The sequence below is a fragment of the Bradyrhizobium sp. UNPA324 genome (assembly GCF_006658635.1).
Taxonomy (GTDB): Bacteria; Pseudomonadota; Alphaproteobacteria; order Rhizobiales; family Xanthobacteraceae; genus Bradyrhizobium; species Bradyrhizobium nanningense.
Genome location: NZ_LFJD01000004.1, coordinates 3,785,279 through 3,802,015, shown reverse-complemented (window position 1 = coordinate 3,802,015; position 16,737 = coordinate 3,785,279). Strand labels below are relative to the sequence as shown.

At 67.3% G+C, this 16,737-nt stretch carries 14 protein-coding genes and 1 riboswitch; of the genes, 7 read left to right on the top strand and 7 right to left on the bottom strand.

Annotated features, from left to right (window positions below; translation table 11 throughout):
- Positions 1 to 35: 35 nt before the first annotated feature.
- The 5 genes from UNPA324_RS18420 to cobU all read right to left on the bottom strand — a co-directional run bounded on the left by UNPA324_RS18420 (position 36) and on the right by cobU (position 5,803).
- Entirely contained in the window at positions 36 to 2,732 is a 2,697-nt protein-coding gene (locus tag UNPA324_RS18420; RefSeq protein ID WP_141935289.1) for a hybrid sensor histidine kinase/response regulator, read from the bottom strand.
- Positions 2,729 to 3,760, bottom strand: a complete 1,032-nt coding sequence (locus UNPA324_RS18415) for an ABC transporter substrate-binding protein (protein WP_141935288.1) — start codon at positions 3,758 to 3,760, stop codon at positions 2,729 to 2,731. Before UNPA324_RS18415 ends, UNPA324_RS18420 begins: the two co-directional genes overlap by 4 nt.
- Positions 3,761 to 3,883: 123 nt before the next feature.
- Positions 3,884 to 4,516 (bottom strand): 5,6-dimethylbenzimidazole synthase, encoded by a 633-nt coding sequence (bluB, locus tag UNPA324_RS18410; protein WP_128922609.1) that lies wholly within the window; start codon positions 4,514 to 4,516, stop codon positions 3,884 to 3,886.
- A 4-nt stretch (positions 4,517 to 4,520) separates the two neighbouring features.
- Positions 4,521 to 5,303 carry an adenosylcobinamide-GDP ribazoletransferase gene (gene cobS / locus UNPA324_RS18405; protein WP_141935287.1) on the bottom strand — a complete coding sequence of 261 codons (783 nt, stop codon included), beginning with the start codon at positions 5,301 to 5,303 and terminating at the stop codon, positions 4,521 to 4,523.
- Positions 5,300 to 5,803, bottom strand: coding sequence for a bifunctional adenosylcobinamide kinase/adenosylcobinamide-phosphate guanylyltransferase (cobU, locus tag UNPA324_RS18400; protein ID WP_164936647.1), 504 nt, complete (start codon positions 5,801 to 5,803; stop codon positions 5,300 to 5,302). Before cobU ends, cobS begins: the two co-directional genes overlap by 4 nt.
- A gap of 122 nt (positions 5,804 to 5,925) precedes the next feature.
- On the opposite strand from cobU, the gene cbiB reads away from it, so the two are divergent.
- Entirely contained in the window at positions 5,926 to 6,867 is a 942-nt protein-coding gene (cbiB, locus tag UNPA324_RS18395) for an adenosylcobinamide-phosphate synthase CbiB (RefSeq protein WP_181769434.1), read from the top strand.
- Between the two features lie 11 nt (positions 6,868 to 6,878).
- Entirely contained in the window at positions 6,879 to 7,844 is a 966-nt protein-coding gene (gene cobD / locus UNPA324_RS18390) for a threonine-phosphate decarboxylase CobD (RefSeq protein WP_181769433.1), read from the top strand.
- Here the strand turns inward: cobD and UNPA324_RS18385 are convergent.
- Positions 7,833 to 9,281, bottom strand: a complete 1,449-nt coding sequence (locus UNPA324_RS18385) for a cobyric acid synthase (RefSeq protein WP_141935285.1) — start codon at positions 9,279 to 9,281, stop codon at positions 7,833 to 7,835. The genes cobD and UNPA324_RS18385 overlap by 12 nt on opposite strands.
- A 23-nt stretch (positions 9,282 to 9,304) precedes the next feature.
- The gene (gene cobO, locus UNPA324_RS18380; RefSeq protein ID WP_128922604.1) at positions 9,305 to 9,940 is read right to left on the bottom strand and encodes a cob(I)yrinic acid a,c-diamide adenosyltransferase; all 636 of its coding nucleotides are present in this window, start codon (positions 9,938 to 9,940) and stop codon (positions 9,305 to 9,307) included.
- A 40-nt stretch (positions 9,941 to 9,980) separates the two neighbouring features.
- A riboswitch (cobalamin riboswitch) is annotated at positions 9,981 to 10,200 on the top strand.
- 94 nt (positions 10,201 to 10,294) lie between these two features.
- Here cobO and UNPA324_RS18375 point away from each other — a divergent pair.
- The 5 genes from UNPA324_RS18375 to UNPA324_RS18355 are packed head-to-tail and all read left to right on the top strand — an operon-like array spanning position 10,295 to position 16,737.
- Entirely contained in the window at positions 10,295 to 10,669 is a 375-nt protein-coding gene (locus UNPA324_RS18375) for a DUF1636 family protein (protein WP_128922603.1), read from the top strand.
- A complete protein-coding gene (cobW, locus tag UNPA324_RS18370; protein ID WP_128922602.1) occupies positions 10,666 to 11,700 on the top strand; it encodes a cobalamin biosynthesis protein CobW in 1,035 nt (344 codons plus the stop codon). The genes UNPA324_RS18375 and cobW overlap by 4 nt, the downstream gene beginning before the upstream one ends.
- Positions 11,700 to 14,948, top strand: coding sequence for a cobaltochelatase subunit CobN (gene cobN, locus UNPA324_RS18365; RefSeq protein ID WP_141935284.1), 3,249 nt, complete (start codon positions 11,700 to 11,702; stop codon positions 14,946 to 14,948). The genes cobW and cobN overlap by 1 nt, the downstream gene beginning before the upstream one ends.
- Positions 14,945 to 16,108, top strand: coding sequence for a precorrin-3B synthase (gene cobG, locus UNPA324_RS18360; protein WP_128922600.1), 1,164 nt, complete (start codon positions 14,945 to 14,947; stop codon positions 16,106 to 16,108). Before cobN ends, cobG begins: the two co-directional genes overlap by 4 nt.
- The gene (locus tag UNPA324_RS18355) at positions 16,108 to 16,737 is read left to right on the top strand and encodes a precorrin-8X methylmutase (RefSeq protein WP_141935283.1); all 630 of its coding nucleotides are present in this window, start codon (positions 16,108 to 16,110) and stop codon (positions 16,735 to 16,737) included. The genes cobG and UNPA324_RS18355 overlap by 1 nt, the downstream gene beginning before the upstream one ends.

Genomic DNA, 16,737 nt, shown 5'->3' with positions numbered 1-16,737 from the left:
TTTGCGCGCACCGGCGTCTCCGATCATCTTGTACTTCAGTCAGCGACCGTACGATGTTCGGCTGGCCGGAGCAATTCGTCCAACGCGCTCATCGAGGCCTTCTGAAGCGTGGCGAGCTCGCGTGCAGCGTCCTGGCGCTCGGGCGGGGACATTGAGCTCGCTGCCAGCTCGACTTCGCGGCAGCGCTCGAACAGCCGGACGAGGCCAAGCGCGCTAGCCGCGCTGCCGAGCTGGTGCGCCGATCGGGCGAGCCGCTTGTGGTCGCCGAGCTCCGCCGCCTTGCCGATGTCCGAGATCAGCCTGTCGCCGGTCTCCTGGAGCAGATGATGGAGCTTTGCGATCTGCGTCGGCCCAAGGAGTTCTTTCTGGTCGTCGAGGAAAGGGCGATCAATCAACGCGCCCGCGGCGAGCTGCGCTGCTGCTGGCTCGACTTCCGGATCGTCCTCGATCGCCTCGCGCAGCGCGTTGATCAGGATCGGCTTGCTGACGATCCTGGCGATGCCTGCGTCCGCGAGCCGCTCGCGCGCGCTGGACGACACGTCGGCCGTCACGGCGATGATGCGCGGCGTGCTTGGCAGGCCGAGCTTGCCGATTCGCGACGCGGCCTCCACACCGTCCATGTCGGGCATGTGCAGATCCATCAGGATGGCGTCGAATGAATGATTGCGGGCGAGCTCGACGGCCGATGCACCGTTCCTGGCGATCGTGGGATGATGGCCGAGCCGGTTCAGGATCGCCTCTCCGACTTCGCAATTGACGGGATCGTCGTCGACCAAGAGCACGCGAAGCGGCCGCGACGGCGGCGGAAGCTTGCCTTGCGCGACGCCGCTCGCGGCCAGGCTCAGCGGCACCTCCAAGACAAACGTGCTGCCCGCGCCCGGCGTGCTCGCAACCGTCAACTCGCCGCGCATCAGCCGCGTGAGGCGCCGCGCGATCGCAAGGCCGAGGCCGGTGCCGCCGAACCGCCGCGCGATGCTGTCGTCCGCCTGCACGAAATCCTCGAAGATCCGCTCGTGCATGTCGGGGGCGATGCCGATGCCGGTGTCGCGAACGGTGATGCGCAGCAGGACATGATCGTCGTGCCGCTCAGCGGCCGCGTTCACGGCGATCCCGCCTGATGGCGTGAACTTGATGGCGTTGCCGATGAGGTTGAGCAGGATGCGATTGAGCCTGACGGGGTCGCCGTGCACCGAGGTATTGACCGTCGCATCGCAGGCGAGGTCGAAAGTCAGCCCCTTGGCGAAGGCCTGCGGACGCATCAGATCGGCGGTTGTCCCGATCAGCTGGTCGAGGCGGAAGTCGCGTGTTTCCAGCGTTTCGGTGCTGGCCTCAAGGCGGGCATATTCCAGGACGGCGTCAACCAGCGCGATCAGCGTTTCGCCCGACGCGGCTGCGGTCGCGAGGTGGCGCCGCTGCGCCTCGCCGAGATTGCCGTCATCGAGCAGCTGCAGCACGCCCATGACTCCGTTCAGCGGGGTGCGCAGCTCGTGGCTGACGACGGCGAGGAAGCGCGATTTGGTCTCGTTGGCCGCCACCGCCGCGCTGCGCGCGCGCTCGGCGGCATCGTGCTCGGCAAGGGCGTGATCGCGCGCCTTCTCCAGCTCGGAGGTGCGCTCGATCACCTTGCGTTCGAGCGTCGCGTAGGAGTCGCGCAGGTGCGCCGCCATCCGGTTGAATTGGTCGCCGAGCGCTTCCAACTCGTCGCCGGTCTTGATCGCGAGCCGCAGGCCGAGATCGCCGCTCCCGATCCGCCGCGCGCCCTGGGTCAGGAGCTGGATCGGCCCCGTCATGCGCCGGCTGAGAAAGAGCGAGACCAGCACCGCACCGACCAAGAGGACGACGAGGAGGAAGGCCGAACGGCCGATCGATGCGTAGATCGGCGCATAGGCTTCGCTGAGCGGCAGCTCGACGAACACCAGCCAGCCGAGCGAGGGGACCGTCGCATAGGTCGACAGCACGCGCTGGCCGGTCAGATCCGCCTTGACCAATCCGCCCGAGGGCGGCCCCACGCCATCGAGCGCGGCGCGCACGTCCGCATGGCCCGAGAGATCGCTGCGCTGCAGTGCCCGCCACAAATCCGGATGCGCGATCAAGACGCCCATGCGATCGACCACGTAGGCCTTGCCGGTGTTGCCGACCCTGATCCCGGTGACGAGGTCCCAGATGAAACGCAGATTGACCTCGGCGACGATCACATTCGGATTGCGGCCGGTGCCGCGCGTGGCGAGCGTCATGAATGGCTCGGTGTCGGCGAAGAAGTAGACCGGCCCGTAATAGGCGCGGCTTTCGTTGGCACCGCGAAAGGCGGGCGAGGCGGACAGGTCGGCCTTGCTGCCGATCTTATCCGCCACACGGCGGGACACGCGCACCTGCTCGAGTCCTTGCGAGTCGAGCTCGGCGATTTCCGCGATGGGCGGCGAAAGACGCAGGAGACGGATGGCGTTCAGGCGCTGGTCTTCGTTGGTCGACAATTCCGGCGGCAGGCGCGACAGCCATCTGATCTGGCTCTCGATCTGGCCGACGAACTGGCCGATCTGGATCGCCGCGGACGCTGCCTGCTCGCGCTGGGTTGCCGCCAGAAGCTGCTTCTGCTCGCGATAGGAGAACCAGACGTCGAAGCCGGTGTTGATGGCGAGCGCGGCAAAGGCGAGGGCGAGGATCGAGTAGAGATATTTGCGGAACAGCCGCCCGGGAGGCGTCCGCAGAGGTCCCTGGTCGACTGTCTCGTTCACTCGCGGATCTCGTCGGCGCGCGCGAGCAGCGTGAACGGGATGGTCAATCCCAGCAAGCGAGCGACCGTACGGTTGATCAGGAGCTCGTATTTCCGCGGCGATTGCACCGGAAGATCACCGGCCTTGGTGCCGCGCAGGATGAGATCGACGTAATCGGCCGAGCGCACCTCCAACGTCGGCCCGTAGCTCATCAACCCGCCGGCATCCATGAAGTAATGGAACGGATAGATCGTGGGCACGCGATACTTGGCCGCCGCAGCGACGACCGTTTGCCGGTTGACGACGAGGAAGCTGTCGACCAGCGCGATCATCGCCGCCTTGGGCGGTTCGGAGAAGCGCCTGACGGCGTCGTCGATGTCCGCCGGCACATGGACGGGGGCGGGGAGGACGGACACTCCGGACTCGGCCGCCTGTTGCTCGATCGAGTCGAGGAAGAAGCGCCCCGCCCGAGGTGTGGTCGCCGGATTGAACAGGACACCGATGCGGGTAAGGTCGGGCACGGCCTCCCGGATCAGTTGCAGCCATTTGCCGCCCATCTCGGCGGTGCTGTTGGTGAAGCCGGTCACGTTGCCGCCGGGATGGGCAAGGCTTTCGACGAAGCCATTGCCGACGGGATCGTTGGCGGTCGCAAAGACGATCGGAATGGTCTTGGTGGCGGCAAGGACCGCTGCGGTTTCGATGGTCGATCCCGTCAGGATCACATCCGGCTTGAGCTCGAGCAGTTCCTGAATGGCCGCCTTCAGCCTGTCCGGTGCGCCGAAGCTTGAACGCAGCTCGAGGCGGAAGTTGACGCCCTCGACCCAGCCGCGCTGCCTCAAGCCGACGACGAGGCCGCCGAGGCGAGAGGTCGCGCTGTCGATCATGCTCCGCCTCGTCAGCTCGTCGTCGAGCGGCAATGCGGTCAACGATGCGACGATCCGCATGCGATCCGACGTTGCGCCGAGCGCGATCCATCCCGCGGCGGTCGCTCCTGCAAGACGAATGAAGTCGCGGCGATCGACCGCGAGAGCGGAAGGCCGTTCGGTCATGGAATGCTTTGCATGATGGCTTGCCCCGGCTCGGATGCTTAGCGCGATCGGCCAGCGTCCACAATTGATCAAAAAATGCACGTGTGAATGTTCATTCGCGGCGTTTGGCAGCCACTCTCCCAGCTAACGCCGCAGCGTGAACTCATCCGCCCGGCGCCGATGCTCCCATTTCGCCTGCTCGAGCTCGGGCCGGTCGCATTCGCCTTCCGGATAGCCGATGCAGAGATAGGCGATGAACTTCCAGGTCTCGGGTACGTCGAGAATGGCGTGCACGCGATCCGGATTGAGGATCGACACCCAGCCGAGACCGATGTCTTCCGCGCGTGCGGCGAGCCACATCGCGGTGATCGCGGCAACCACGGAATATTCCGTGGTCTCCGGCATGGTCGCGCGGCCGAGACCGTGGCCGATGTCGCTGGTCTTGTCGGCGAACACGGCGAGATGGCCGGGCGCCTGTTCGAGGCCCGACAATTTCAGCGTGGCGTAGCGCGCTGCGCGCTCGCCGGAATAGCAGCTCAGCGCATCGGCGTTGCACGCCCTGAAATCGTCGATCACGGCGCGGCGGCGCACGGCATCGTCGACGATGACGAAGCGCCAGGGCTGGCTGAGGCCGACCGAGGGCGAAAGGCAGGCGGTCTCGATCAACCGATCGATGGCCCCCTCCGGTAGCGGATCGCTGCGAAAGCGGCGCACGTCGCGGCGCCACACGAACAGCTCGTGCAATTGCCGGCGGAAGGTGTCGTCGAACTCGACCATCGGCTCAACGTCCGATCTGAAAGGCTGCGGCGACCAGCAGGACCAGAATTTCGCCGATCTGCTCGAACGCGCCGAGGATGTCGCCGGTCTGCCCGCCGATCTGGCGGATCGCAAGCCGTGCCAGCATCAATCCAGCAAACGACAGCAGGATCAGGCCGACCAGCGCCTTGCCCGGCCCCAACGCCAGGGCGAGCGCGAGCGTTCCAACCGCGAATGCGATAGCGACGCTGCGGCCCGGCGGCGATCCGGCGCTCGCCGACAACCCGTCCGGTCGTGCCGGCGGGACCAGTGACATGAAGGCCGGCACGCCTGCACGGGCGGCCGCGTGCGCGGCGCACAGCGCCAGCGTGACGGCGAAGGGACTGGCGATCGTTGCGAGCGCGCTCCAGCGCAGGCCGAACGACAGGATCAGCGCACAGACGCCGTAGGTGCCGATCCGGCTGTCGCGCATGATCTCCAGCTTGCGCTCGCGCGTGCGGCCGCCGCCGAGTCCGTCGGCGGTGTCGGCAAGCCCGTCCTCATGCAATGCGCCGGTGATGAGGGCGGTAGTCCCCAGCGCAAGCAGGGCGGCGAGGTTCGGTGTCAGTCCGCAGCGGATCGCGGCCTTGTAGACGAAGGCGCCGGCGAGGCCGACCAGCAGTCCTGCGACGGGCAGCGCCCAGGTCGCCCGCGCGACGGCGCCGTCAGCCGCCGGCTTCGACGATGCCGCCGGAAGGATCGTCACGAACGACGCCGCCATCCTGAGATCGGCGACGATGTCTTTGAGAAGCTCGGCGCGCGGCATCATTTCAATTTCATCGGAAGGCCGGCGACGACGAACTCGACCTCGTCAGCAACGTCGGCGATCGTTTGATTCATGGTTCCGGCGGCGTCGCGATAGAGGCGCGCCAGCGCATTGTCCGGCACGATGCCGAGGCCGACTTCGTTGGTGACCAGGACGACGGGGCTCTTGAAACGGGGCAGGGCGGCGGCGAGTTCGGTCACCTCGCGTTCCCAATCGCGCGTCGCATGCATCAAATTGGAAAGCCACAGCGTCAGGCAATCCACCAGTCTTGCGCCGCCGCCATCGGTCGCGACCAGCGCCCCCACGAGATCTAGCGGCACCTCGCGCTCGATCCAGTCGGCTCCGCGCCGCGCGCGATGCTTGGCAATGCGTGCCTCCATCTCAGTGTCGAGTGCCTCGGCCGTTGCGACATAGACGGGCTGGCCCGGAAAAGCGCGCGTGCGCATTTCCGCACGCCTGCTCTTGCCCGATCGCGCTCCGCCGGTGATCAAGATGACGGCCATAAAACTCTCCTGGAGGGCCTGACTAACCACCAATCGCGGCCAAAGACAAAGCCGAAATCAGGCGGGGAGGGGCTTGCGCTTGGCCCTCGCTTTGCGCAACAGGGGCGGGACAGGAGGCAGGCTTGGGCTTTGCGGGCGCGATGGTGGTGGCGATGGCGGTGGATGCCCTCTCAGGCTGGCCGTCGTGGCTGTTCGCGCGGATCGGCCATCCCGTGACCTGGCTGGGGCGGCTGATCGGCGCCATCGATCGTAGCTGGAATCGCGCCCCCGATCCGCCGGCGCTCCGCCGCGCGGCTGGCGTCGCCGGAGCACTTTTGGTGGTCGCATTCTCCGTTGTGATTGGCTGGATGATTCAGGCCTTGCTTCCCACGGGTTGGATCCAGATCGTGCTGGTCGGTGCCCTGGCCTGGCCGCTGGTCGCGCTGCGTTCGCTGCATGATCACGTCGCCGCCGTCGCCAAGCCGTTGCAGGCCGGCGACATCGCGGCTTCGCGCGAAGCAGTTTCGCACATCGTCGGTCGCGATCCCGCGGCGCTCGATGAAGCCGGCATCGCGCGCGCGGCAATCGAGAGCCTCGCGGAAAACGCTTCCGACGGCATCGTCGCTCCGGTGTTCTGGGGCGCGCTGTTCGGATTGCCCGGCATTTTGGGGTACAAGGCGATCAACACGCTGGACTCCATGATCGGCCATCGCAGCGAACGGCATGAAGCCTTCGGCTGGGCCGCCGCGCGCGTCGACGATGTCGCCAACTTCGTCCCGGCGCGCCTGACTGGATTCCTGTTCGTGCTGCTGGCGCCGCGACGATCCGGAGCGCTGGCGTGCATGACGCGCGATGCGCGCCGTCATCGCTCGCCCAATGCGGGCTGGCCGGAAGCCGCGATGGCAGGTGGGCTCGGCGTGCGGCTCAGTGGTCCCCGCATCTATCACGGCAGCATCACGAACGAACCCTGGCTCAACGAGGGCGCGCGCGATCCGCTTGCCGCGGATATCGGCGAGGGACTGACGATCTATCGCCGTGCCATGCTGCTGCTTTCCGGCGTGCTTGCGATCCTGGCGTTCGCGTGAAAGAACGGGGCATGCGCGAGCATGGTGGAAATCTCGATCTGGCCGGGCAACGTTTTGGCGGGCGCGCCGAGGACTGGATCGACCTGTCGACCGGGATCAACCGGTTGCCTTATCCCGTGGGGAGTATGAGCGCGCGTGCGTGGAGCGCGCTGCCGTCGCACGCCGAGATCGATACGCTGCATCAGGCCGCGCGGCACGCCTACCGCACCAGCGCGCCGATCGTCGCGCTTGGTGGCGCGCAGGCCGCTATCCAATTGCTGCCGCAACTCGTGCCGCTCGGCAGCGCGCGCATCCTTGCGCCGACCTATAACGAGTATGCGGGTGTGCTGTCGGCCGCGGGCTGGGAGGTGCAGGAGGCTGGCGAGCTCGACGCGCTGGCCGGCGCCGACCTCGCCATCGTCGTCAATCCCAACAACCCCGACGGTCGGAATCATGCGCCAAAGGATTTGCTCGCGCTGCTGCCACGCGTCGGCCGTCTCGTGATCGACGAGAGCTTTGCCGATGCGGTCCCGCAATTGTCGCTTGCGCCTGGAGCGGATCGGCCTGGACTGCTGGTTCTGCGCTCGTTCGGAAAATTTTATGGCCTTGCCGGCGTGCGGCTGGGCTTTGCCCTTGGCAATGCGGCTGATGTGGCCAGGCTCGCGGCGGCTTCGGGTCCATGGCCCGTATCGGGGGCAGCGATCGCGATCGGTTGTCGCGCGTTGCACGACGATGCCTGGGCTGAGGCCACGTCCGCGCGCCTTGCGCGCGACTGCATTCGTCTCGACGAGATGGCGCGCGAGCAGGGATGGCGGCTCGTTGGCGGGACAGCGCTGTTCCGCCTCTACGAGACGCCGGACGCACTCGCTGCGCAGGAGAAGCTGGCACATGGCTATATCTGGTCCCGCGTCTTCGCGCACAATCCGGCGTGGCTGCGGCTCGGGCTTCCGGGCAACGAAGCCGAATGGACGCGCCTTGCCGAGGCGCTAGCGCGCTAGCGAAAGCAGGCCTTCGACGTCGAGATGGCTTTCGATGTGATCTGCGAGGGCGTCGAGCGCGCTTTCGACCCGGGCCATGTAGGGCTCGTCGCCTGCGGGAATGTCGAGCTCGGCGAGGTAGGCCTTGCGGAAATCATCGGAGGCGAAGAGGCCGTGCAAATAGCTGCCCTGCACGTGGCCGTCGCGTGAGATCGCGCCTTCCGGCTCGCCGTTCAGTTTTGCGAAGGGGCGGGCGCGATCCGGTCCATCGGTACGGCCGATGTGGATCTCGTAGGCCTCGATCGGCTGCTCCGTGGCGGCGTGCACGGCCGCGACACGCGTCAGCGTCTTTTGCGGGCTCATCACGGTGTTGACATCCAGCAGCCCGAGACCCGGCGTGTCGCCTGCGGGACCCTCGATGCCGTCGGGGTCGGCGACGCTGCGCCCGAGCATCTGATAGCCGCCGCAGAGGCCAAGGACATGGCCGCCCCTACGGTGATGTGCAAGCAGGTCGATGTCCCAGCCCTGCGCGCGCAGGAAGGCGAGGTCGCCGCGGGTGGATTTTGAGCCCGGGATGATGACAAGACACACGTCGCCCGGGATCGCTTCGCCAGGGCGCACCATCACGAGATCCACGCCCGCCTCGAGCTTGAGCGGATCGAGGTCATCAAAATTGGCGATCCGCGACAGCGCAAGGCAGGCGATCTTGCACTGGCCGGGCTTGCGCGCGTCGCGGAGGCCCAGAGCATCCTCGGCCGGCAGCTCGCCGGCGCGCGCGAACCAGGGCAGCACGCCGAAGCCGCGCCACGACGTTTTCTGTTCGATCAGCCTGTAGCCGTCGTCGAACAGGGTGGGATCGCCGCGGAACTTGTTGATGACGAAGCCCTGGATCATCGCGGCATCGTCGGGGTCGATCACCGTCTTGATGCCGACGAGCTGCGCGATGACGCCGCCGCGGTCGATGTCGCCGACCAGCACGACGGGCACTTCGGCCTTGCGGGCAAAACCCATATTGGCGATGTCGGCCTTGCGCAAATTCACCTCTGCGGGGCTGCCCGCGCCCTCGACCAGCACGAGATCGGCGCGCGCTTTCAGCCGCTCGAAACTCTCCAGCACCGCACCCATCAGCGATGGCTTCATCGTCGCATAGTCGCGCGCGCGTGCGGTCGCGATGCGTTTCCCATGCACGACCACCTGCGCGCCGACATCGGTCTCGGGCTTGAGCAGCACCGGGTTCATGTCGGTGTGCGGCTCGACGCCGGCGGCCAGCGCCTGCAGCGCCTGCGCGCGGCCGATCTCGCCGCCGTCGACGGTGACCGCCGCGTTGTTCGACATGTTCTGCGGCTTGAATGGCAGCACACGCAGGCCCCGCCGCGTGAAGGCGCGCGCAAGGCCGGCGACGATCAGCGACTTGCCCACGTCCGAGCCGGCCCCCTGGATCATCAACGCGCGTGCCATGGTTTTTTCAGAACTTGGTGTGGTCAGAACTCGACGCCGGCCTGCGCTTTGATGCCGGAGCGGAAGGGGTGCTTGACCAGCGTCATCTCGGTGACGAGATCGGCGATCTCGATCAGCTCGTCCTTGGCGTTGCGGCCGGTGAGCACGACATGCGTCATCTCGGGCTTTTGCGTCGTCAGGAACTCGACCACCTCGGCGATGTCGAGATAGTCGTAGCGCAGCGCGATGTTGATCTCGTCCAGCACGACCATGCGCAAATTGGGATCGAGGATGAGCTCCTTGGCCTTCTCCCAGCCGGCGCGCGCGGCGGCGATGTCGCGGGCGCGGTCCTGCGTCTCCCAGGTGAAGCCTTCGCCCATCGCATGGAACTGGCAGAGCTCGCCGAAATGGCCGGTGAGCAGGCGCCGCTCGCCGGTATCCCAGGCGCCCTTGATGAACTGCACGACCGCGCAGGGGAAGCCGTGGGCGACGCAGCGGACGATCATGCCGAAAGCGGAGGAGGACTTGCCCTTGCCGGCGCCGGTGTGGACGATGATGAGGCCCTTTTCGCCGCTCTTGGTCGCCATGATCTTGTCGCGGGCGGCCTTCTTCTTCGCCATTTTCTGGGCATGCCGGGCGTCGGTTTCCTCGGCAGTTTGGGTATCCGGTTCAGGCGTCATCGGTCCCGGTCCTTCGGCTTGACAAGAGGCGGCCACCGGCAAATGGTGGCCCGGCGTTGGTTCCTGTCCTATGACAGGCGAAGAGGGAATGCGATAGGGTCCGAATCGGCAAGATTTGGGTCCAAACTGCAGCCGCCCCCGCGACCGTAACCGGAGAGATGCCCGAAGCCACTGATTCCCTTAGGAATCGGGAAGGCGGGGATCGAAGGGCAAAGCCCTGCTCCGCAAGCCGGGAGACCTGCCAGCGCGGACGAGTTTTGAACCGGCGGACGGGGTGTTCCGCGACGGGGAAACGGGCCTTCTGAAGAACGGTCCGTGTGCCTCATCGCCTCCCGCGTTTATCAGGAAGAGGCGATGACCGTCACACTTCATGTCTGCATCACCTGCCGTGCCGGCCAGACGCTTGGCGAGGGCGAGACGACGCCCGGCAAGCGCCTGCATGGCGCGATCCTCGAGACCGGCGTGCCCGAGGGCGTCAGAGTGGTTCCCGTCGAATGCCTGTCGGCCTGCAGCCAGGGCTGCTCGGTCGCGCTCAGCGCGCCCGGCCGCTGGTCGTACGTCTATGGCCGCCTGTCGGATGCCAATGCGCAGGACGTGGTCGCCGGCGCCGCTGCCTATGCGGCTGCGCCCGATGGAATCGTGCCCTGGCGCAGCCGTCCCGAGATCTTCCGCAAGCAATCGCTTGCGCGCATTCCCCCTGTTGCCGTCGTGCCGGAGGCCGCCGAATGAATTCGCTCGCAAAAGTCCCGGTCACGGTGGTCACCGGTTTCCTCGGTTCCGGCAAGACAACGCTGATCCAGCATCTTCTCGCAAACCCTGACGGCAGGAAGCTCGCCGTGCTCGTCAACGAGTTCGGCAGCGAGGGCGTCGACGGCGAGATCCTGAAGTCCTGCGCCGACGCGAACTGTCCTGAAGAGAACATCGTCGAGCTCGCCAATGGCTGCATCTGCTGCACCGTCGCCGACGATTTCATTCCGACCATGGAGCGATTGCTGGCGCGCCCGGTGCGGCCCGATCATATCCTGATCGAGACCTCGGGCCTGGCGCTGCCGAAGCCGCTGCTCAAGGCGTTCGACTGGCCCGAGATCCGCTCGCGCATCACGGTCGATGGCGTGATCGCGCTCGCCGACGCCGAGGCCGTCGCGGCCGGCCGCTTCGCGCCCGATCCCGACGCCGTCGAAGCGCAGCGCGCGGCGGACGAAAATCTCGATCACGAGACGCCGCTGTCGGAAGTGTTCGAGGACCAGATCGCCTGCGCCGACATCGTGCTGCTGACCAAGGCCGATCTCGCCGGCGCGGCGGGACTTGAAGCTGCGAAGGCTGTGATCACCGCCGAGATGCCGCGCCGAGTGCCGATGCTGCCCGTCACTGACGGCGCGATCGATGCGCGCGTCATTCTCGGCCTCGGCGCTGCCGCCGAGAACGATCTTGCCGCGCGCCCCTCGCATCACGACGGCGAGGAAGAGCACGAGCACGATGATTTCGCCTCCGTCGTGATCGACCTTCCTGAGGTCGTCGACATCGATGCGCTGGTCGGCTCGGTGCAGAAGCTCGCGCGCGAGCAGAACGTGCTGCGCGCCAAGGGCTACATCGCGGTGGCGGGCAAGCCGATGCGCCTGCTGCTGCAAGCGGTCGGCGAGCGCGTGCGCCACCAATTCGACAAACCCTGGGGGGCAGGTCTCAGGCAGTCAAAGCTCGTCGTGATCGGCGAGCATGGCGATATCGACGAGGCCGCGATCAGGTTGGGACTAGGCATCTGATGCATGTCGTCTTCCGCGAGAGCCGCGGTCTGGAGGAGACCGCGACGCCAAGGGACATCGGCCAGGACCCGGCCGATCTCGTGGTGCTCTCGTATTCGGATTCCGACCTTGCAGCGTTTGCGGCCGGCTGGCGCCGCGGCCGCAGCAACTTGCCGTCGCTGCGGCTCGCCAATCTCGCGGAGCTGCGTCATCCGCTGTCGGTCGACACCTATATCGAGCGCACGTTGTCGCAGGCGCGCGGCATTCTGGTGCGGCTGATCGGCGGCGAGTCCTATTGGCCGTACGGGCTGGCTGCCCTTCAACAACTCGCCAAGGATCGTGGCATCGTGCTCGCCGTGCTGCCGGCCGACGGCCGCGATGACACGCGGCTCGATGCCTATTCGACCTTGCCGGTCTCGACGCTGCGCCGGCTCAAGGTGCTCTGCGACACCGGCGGTCCGGTCGCCGCGCAAGCGGCGATCGCGCAACTCGCGCTGGCGTCGGGCCTCTATGCAGGGCCTGTCATCGGTGAGATGACCGTGCCCGAGATGGGCTTCTACGATCCCTTGCGCGGCGTCATTGCTGCGCCAGTGGGTGGCGAGGGGAAGCCGCGTGCCCTGGTGACGTTCTATCGCTCCTATCTCACCGCTGCCGACACCGGCCCGGTCGATGCCCTCATCGCGGCGCTGCGCGACAAGGGCTTTGACGCCTACGGCGTGTTCGTCACCTCGCTGAAGGCTTCGGGTGTTGCGGATTGGCTGCGCGTGCATCTTGCGCAAAATCCTCCGGCCGCGATCGTCAATGCGACGGCGTTCTCGGCCGTAGGCGACGACGGCACGACGCCGTTCGATGCCGCATCCTGTCCGGTATTCCAGGTCGCGCTGTCCACGGCACGGCGCGAGGACTGGGCTGCCTCGCTGCGCGGCCTATCGCCCGGCGATCTCGCGATGCATGTGGTGCTGCCCGAGGTCGATGGACGGCTGTTCGCAGGCGTCGTGAGTTTCAAAACAGCGGCCGAGCGCGATCCCGATCTGCAATTCTCACATCTGGCGCACAGGCCCGACGAGGAGCGGGTGAAGGCCGTTGCCGCGCGCGTTGCGACCTGGCGGCGGCTCGCGGAGAGGCCAACCGCCCAGAAGCATCTGGCGATCGTGCTCTCGAACTATCCGGGACGCCCGCACCAGATCGCGCACGCAGTCGGGCTCGATGCGCTGGCTTCGGTCGAAGCATTGCGGTCCGATCTCGCCGCGGTCGGCTTCGATGTCGCGCCGGTTCGAGCACTCGGTGAGACTCTGCTGAAGCAGAAGCTCAGCTGGAACGTCGCCGATTATCGCGCCGCGCTCTCGCGCCTTCCGCAATCCCTGCAGGATGATCTCGCGCAGGCCTGGGGCGCGCCGGAGAACGATCCGAGCTGCCGTGGCGGCGCGTTTCAATTCGCGGCCATCGCGTGCGGTCAGTCGGTCATCGCGGTTCAGCCGGAGCGTGGCGATGTCGCCACGCGCGATACCGACTATCACGATCTCGCCCGCACGCCGCGCCATGCCTATGTCGCGTTTTACCTGTGGCTCCGCGTGCGTGGGATCGATGCCGTCGTGCACATGGGCGCGCATGGTACGCTGGAATGGTTGCCCGGAAAGTCCGTGGCGCTGTCATCCGCGTGCTGGCCGGAAGCGCTGATCGGCGATTTGCCCGTCATCTATCCCTTTATCGTCAACGATCCCGGCGAAGCCGCGCAGGCCAAGCGTCGCTTAGGTGCCGTCACCATCGGTCATCTGCCGCCGCCGCTGGAGACATCCACGGTGCCAGAGGGGTTGCGGCGGCTCGAACGGTTGCTCGACGAATATTCGACCGCCGATGGTCTGGATCCCGCGCGCCGGCAACGATTGATCGCGGCGATCCGCGACGAGGCGCGTGCGGCGGGTCTCGAAGACGATCTCGGCCTCGATGCCTCGGCCGCGCCGGCCGAAGCGATCCCGCGCATCGACCGCTTCGTCTGCGATCTCAAGGAAAGCCAGTTCGGCGACGGTCTGCACGTGTTCGGCCGCGGCGCCTGCGGCGAAGCAGAACGCGATGCGCTGCTCGCTGCGCTTGCCGGCCAGCGCGTCGCGCCCGGACCATCGGGCTCGCCCTATCGCGGCCGCGCGGACGTGCTGCCGACCGGGCGCAATCTCTTTGCCGTCGACCCGCGCGCGGTGCCGACGCCATCGGCGCATGCGCAAGGCATCAAGCTCGCCGAAGAGCTGCTGCGCCGTCACCTGCAGGATCATGGCGACTGGCCGAAAGGGCTCGTGGTCGATCTCTGGGGCTCGGCGACGATGCGCACCGCGGGCGAGGAATTTGCCATGGCTCTGCATCTGGCCGGCCTTGCGCCACGCTGGGATCACGCCTCCGGCCGCGTCACCGGCTACGACATTATCGCGCCGGCCGAACTTGGCCGCCCGCGCATCGACGTCACGCTGCGCGTCTCGGGCCTGTTCCGCGATGTCTTCTCGGGCCTTGCGCAATTGTTCGAGGCTGCGTCCGAGGCGCTTGCGGGGCGCGAGGACGAGGGCGAGGACAATCCGTATCGCCACCGCACCTCCCGCGTGTTCGCGCCGCGGCCAGGGCAATATGGTGTCAGCCTCGCGGCGATCCCGGATGCTTTCACGCCGGAAACGCGAGAGGCGGCCGGCGAAGCCTGGCTGTCGGCATCGTCCTGGGCGTTCGCGGCCGACGGCGAGATGCAGCACGACCGAGCCGGCATTGAACAGCGCCTCGCTGCGGCCGACGCCTTCGTCCACGTCCAGGATTTGCCGGAAACCGACCTGTTGCTCGCCGCCGATTATGCTGCGCACGAAGCCGGTGTTGCGGCTGCCGCAGGGCATCTCGGCGCGGCGGGACCATCGCTCTATCACCTCGATACGACGTGCCCCGAGCAGCCGCATGCACGTACGCTGACCGAAGAAATTTCCCGCGTCGTCCGTGCGCGCGCCGCCAATCCGGCCTGGATCGCCGGCATGATGCGTCATGGTTTCCGCGGGGCCGCCGAGATCACCGCGACGCTGGAGCACATGGCCGCTTTCGCCCATCTTGCCGGCGCCGTGCCGCCGCATCTGTTCGATCTCTACTATGATGCGACGCTCGGCAATGACGGCGTCCGCGCCTTCATGGCGCGCGAGAATCCGGCGGCGTTCGCCGCGATGGAAGCCTGCTTTGCGCGCCTGCATGATGCAGCGCTCTGGCAAACGCGCCGCAACTCGATCGCAGCGGCGCTGAGGGAGGCCTCATGAGTGCGGTCGCGGTCAAGGGCTGGTGTCCCGGCGCGCTGCGCCCGATGCTGTCGGGCGACGGACTGGTGGTGCGCGTGCGCCCGTTCGGAGGGCGCCTTGACGCATCGCAAATCGCCGGGCTTGCCGAACTCGCCGGGCGGCACGGCAATGGTCTGATCGATGTGACGAGCCGCGCCAATCTCCAGATCCGAGGCGTCAGCGAGCAAAGCCATCGGCCGCTGCTCGACGGCCTTGCGCAACTGAGGCTGCTCGATCCCGACGCCGAGATCGAAGCCCGTCGCAATATTCTGGTGATGCCATTCTGGAGCGGCAGCGACCAGACGCAGTCGCTCGCCGCCGAGCTGGAGGAGGCACTCGCCGAGAGCGCGCTCGCGCTTCCGACCAAGTTCGGCTTTGCTATCGATGACGGAAGGTCGCGGGTGCTCGCCGGCGATTCCGCCGACATCCGCATTGAGCGCGATCGCTCGGGCCGTCTCCTGGTGCGGGCCGATGGTGCGAGGCTCGGCCGTTCCGTCGCGCGTGGCGAGGCCGTGAGCACAGCCCTGGCGCTGGCAAGCTGGTTCCTGGTCTCCGGCGGCGCGAGGGGCGGGCGAGGGCGCATGGCAGCACATATCGCCGCCGGCGCGACGTTGCCTGCATCGCTGCGCGGCGAGACCGAGCCTGCACCCGTGATGGCCGCCTCGCGACCCGGGTCCTATCCGCAAGGCGCCATGGTCGGCGTCGCGTTCGGGCAGTTGCTGCACACGACGCTGCATCAATTCGCGAGCTGCGGGCATGCGCTGCGCATGACGCCCTGGCGGATGGTGCTGAGCGAGGGCAAGCGGGAGATGCCGAGCGGGGCGGGTCTCATCACCGAGCCGTTTGATCCCGCGCTGCGGGTCATCGCCTGCAGCGGCGCGCCGCGCTGCCGCGAAGCTCAGGCCGATACGCGCGCGCTGGCCGCGGCGCTCGCGCCGCGTATCGCCGCCGATGCGCGGCTCCACGTCTCCGGCTGCGGCAAAGGCTGTGCCCATTCCGGCACGGCCGCAGTCACGCTGGTGGCGACGCGCGCCGGCTTCGATCTCGTCCGCGACGGCTCGACGCGCGATGAGCCGGTCCTGCGCGGCCTCAACGGCGCCGACATCGTCAGTGATCCCTCCATCCTCGTCGGAGGGAATTGATGCCGCACGTTTACGAGACCGATGGCGCCACGATCTACTGCCAGTCCTTTGCCACCATCCGAGCCGAGGCCGATCTTGCGCGCTTCACGGCGGACGAGGAGCAGGTCGTGGTGCGGATGATCCATGCCGCCGGCATGATCGGCCTGGAGGCGCATATCCGCTTCACGCCCGGCATGGCGGCTGCCGCGCGCGCCGCGCTGCAAAGAGGCGCGCCGATCCTGTGTGATGCGCGCATGGTCTCGGAGGGAATTACGCGCGCAAGGCTGCCCGCGGCCAACGCTGTCATCTGCACGCTCGGCGACGAGACCGTGCCAGCGCTCGCGCAATCGATGCGCAACACCCGCTCGGCCGCGGCGCTCGAGCTGTGGCGGCCGTATCTTGAGGGCGCAATCGTTGCGATCGGCAATGCGCCGACCGCGCTGTTTCATCTGCTCAACATGCTGGAGGACCAAAACTGTCCGCGGCCGGCGGCGATCATCGGCTGCCCAGTCGGCTTTGTCGGCGCGGCCGAGTCCAAGGCGGCGCTGATGGCCGATCCGCCGGCGCCGGCGCTGACGGTCGACGGCCGCCTCGGCGGCTCCGCAATCACGGTCGCGGCCGTGAATGCGTTGGCGAGCCGGAGCGAATAG

Bases quoted from the DNA above. Each gene is read 5' to 3' on its own strand.
- UNPA324_RS18415 (WP_141935288.1), bottom strand. From the start codon at position 3,760: ATGACCGAACGGCCTTCCGCTCTCGCGGTCGATCGCCGCGACTTCATT.
- bluB (WP_128922609.1), bottom strand. From the start codon at position 4,516: ATGGTCGAGTTCGACGACACCTTCCGCCGGCAATTGCACGAGCTGTTC.
- cobS (WP_141935287.1), bottom strand. From the start codon at position 5,303: ATGATGCCGCGCGCCGAGCTTCTCAAAGACATCGTCGCCGATCTCAGG.
- cobU (WP_164936647.1), bottom strand. From the start codon at position 5,803: ATGGCCGTCATCTTGATCACCGGCGGAGCGCGATCGGGCAAGAGCAGG.
- cobD (WP_181769433.1), top strand. From the start codon at position 6,879: ATGCGCGAGCATGGTGGAAATCTCGATCTGGCCGGGCAACGTTTTGGC.
- UNPA324_RS18385 (WP_141935285.1), bottom strand. From the start codon at position 9,281: ATGGCACGCGCGTTGATGATCCAGGGGGCCGGCTCGGACGTGGGCAAG.
- cobO (WP_128922604.1), bottom strand. From the start codon at position 9,940: ATGACGCCTGAACCGGATACCCAAACTGCCGAGGAAACCGACGCCCGG.
- UNPA324_RS18375 (WP_128922603.1), top strand. From the start codon at position 10,295: ATGACCGTCACACTTCATGTCTGCATCACCTGCCGTGCCGGCCAGACG.
- cobW (WP_128922602.1), top strand. From the start codon at position 10,666: ATGAATTCGCTCGCAAAAGTCCCGGTCACGGTGGTCACCGGTTTCCTC.
- cobN (WP_141935284.1), top strand. From the start codon at position 11,700: ATGCATGTCGTCTTCCGCGAGAGCCGCGGTCTGGAGGAGACCGCGACG.
- cobG (WP_128922600.1), top strand. From the start codon at position 14,945: ATGAGTGCGGTCGCGGTCAAGGGCTGGTGTCCCGGCGCGCTGCGCCCG.
- UNPA324_RS18355 (WP_141935283.1), top strand. From the start codon at position 16,108: ATGCCGCACGTTTACGAGACCGATGGCGCCACGATCTACTGCCAGTCC.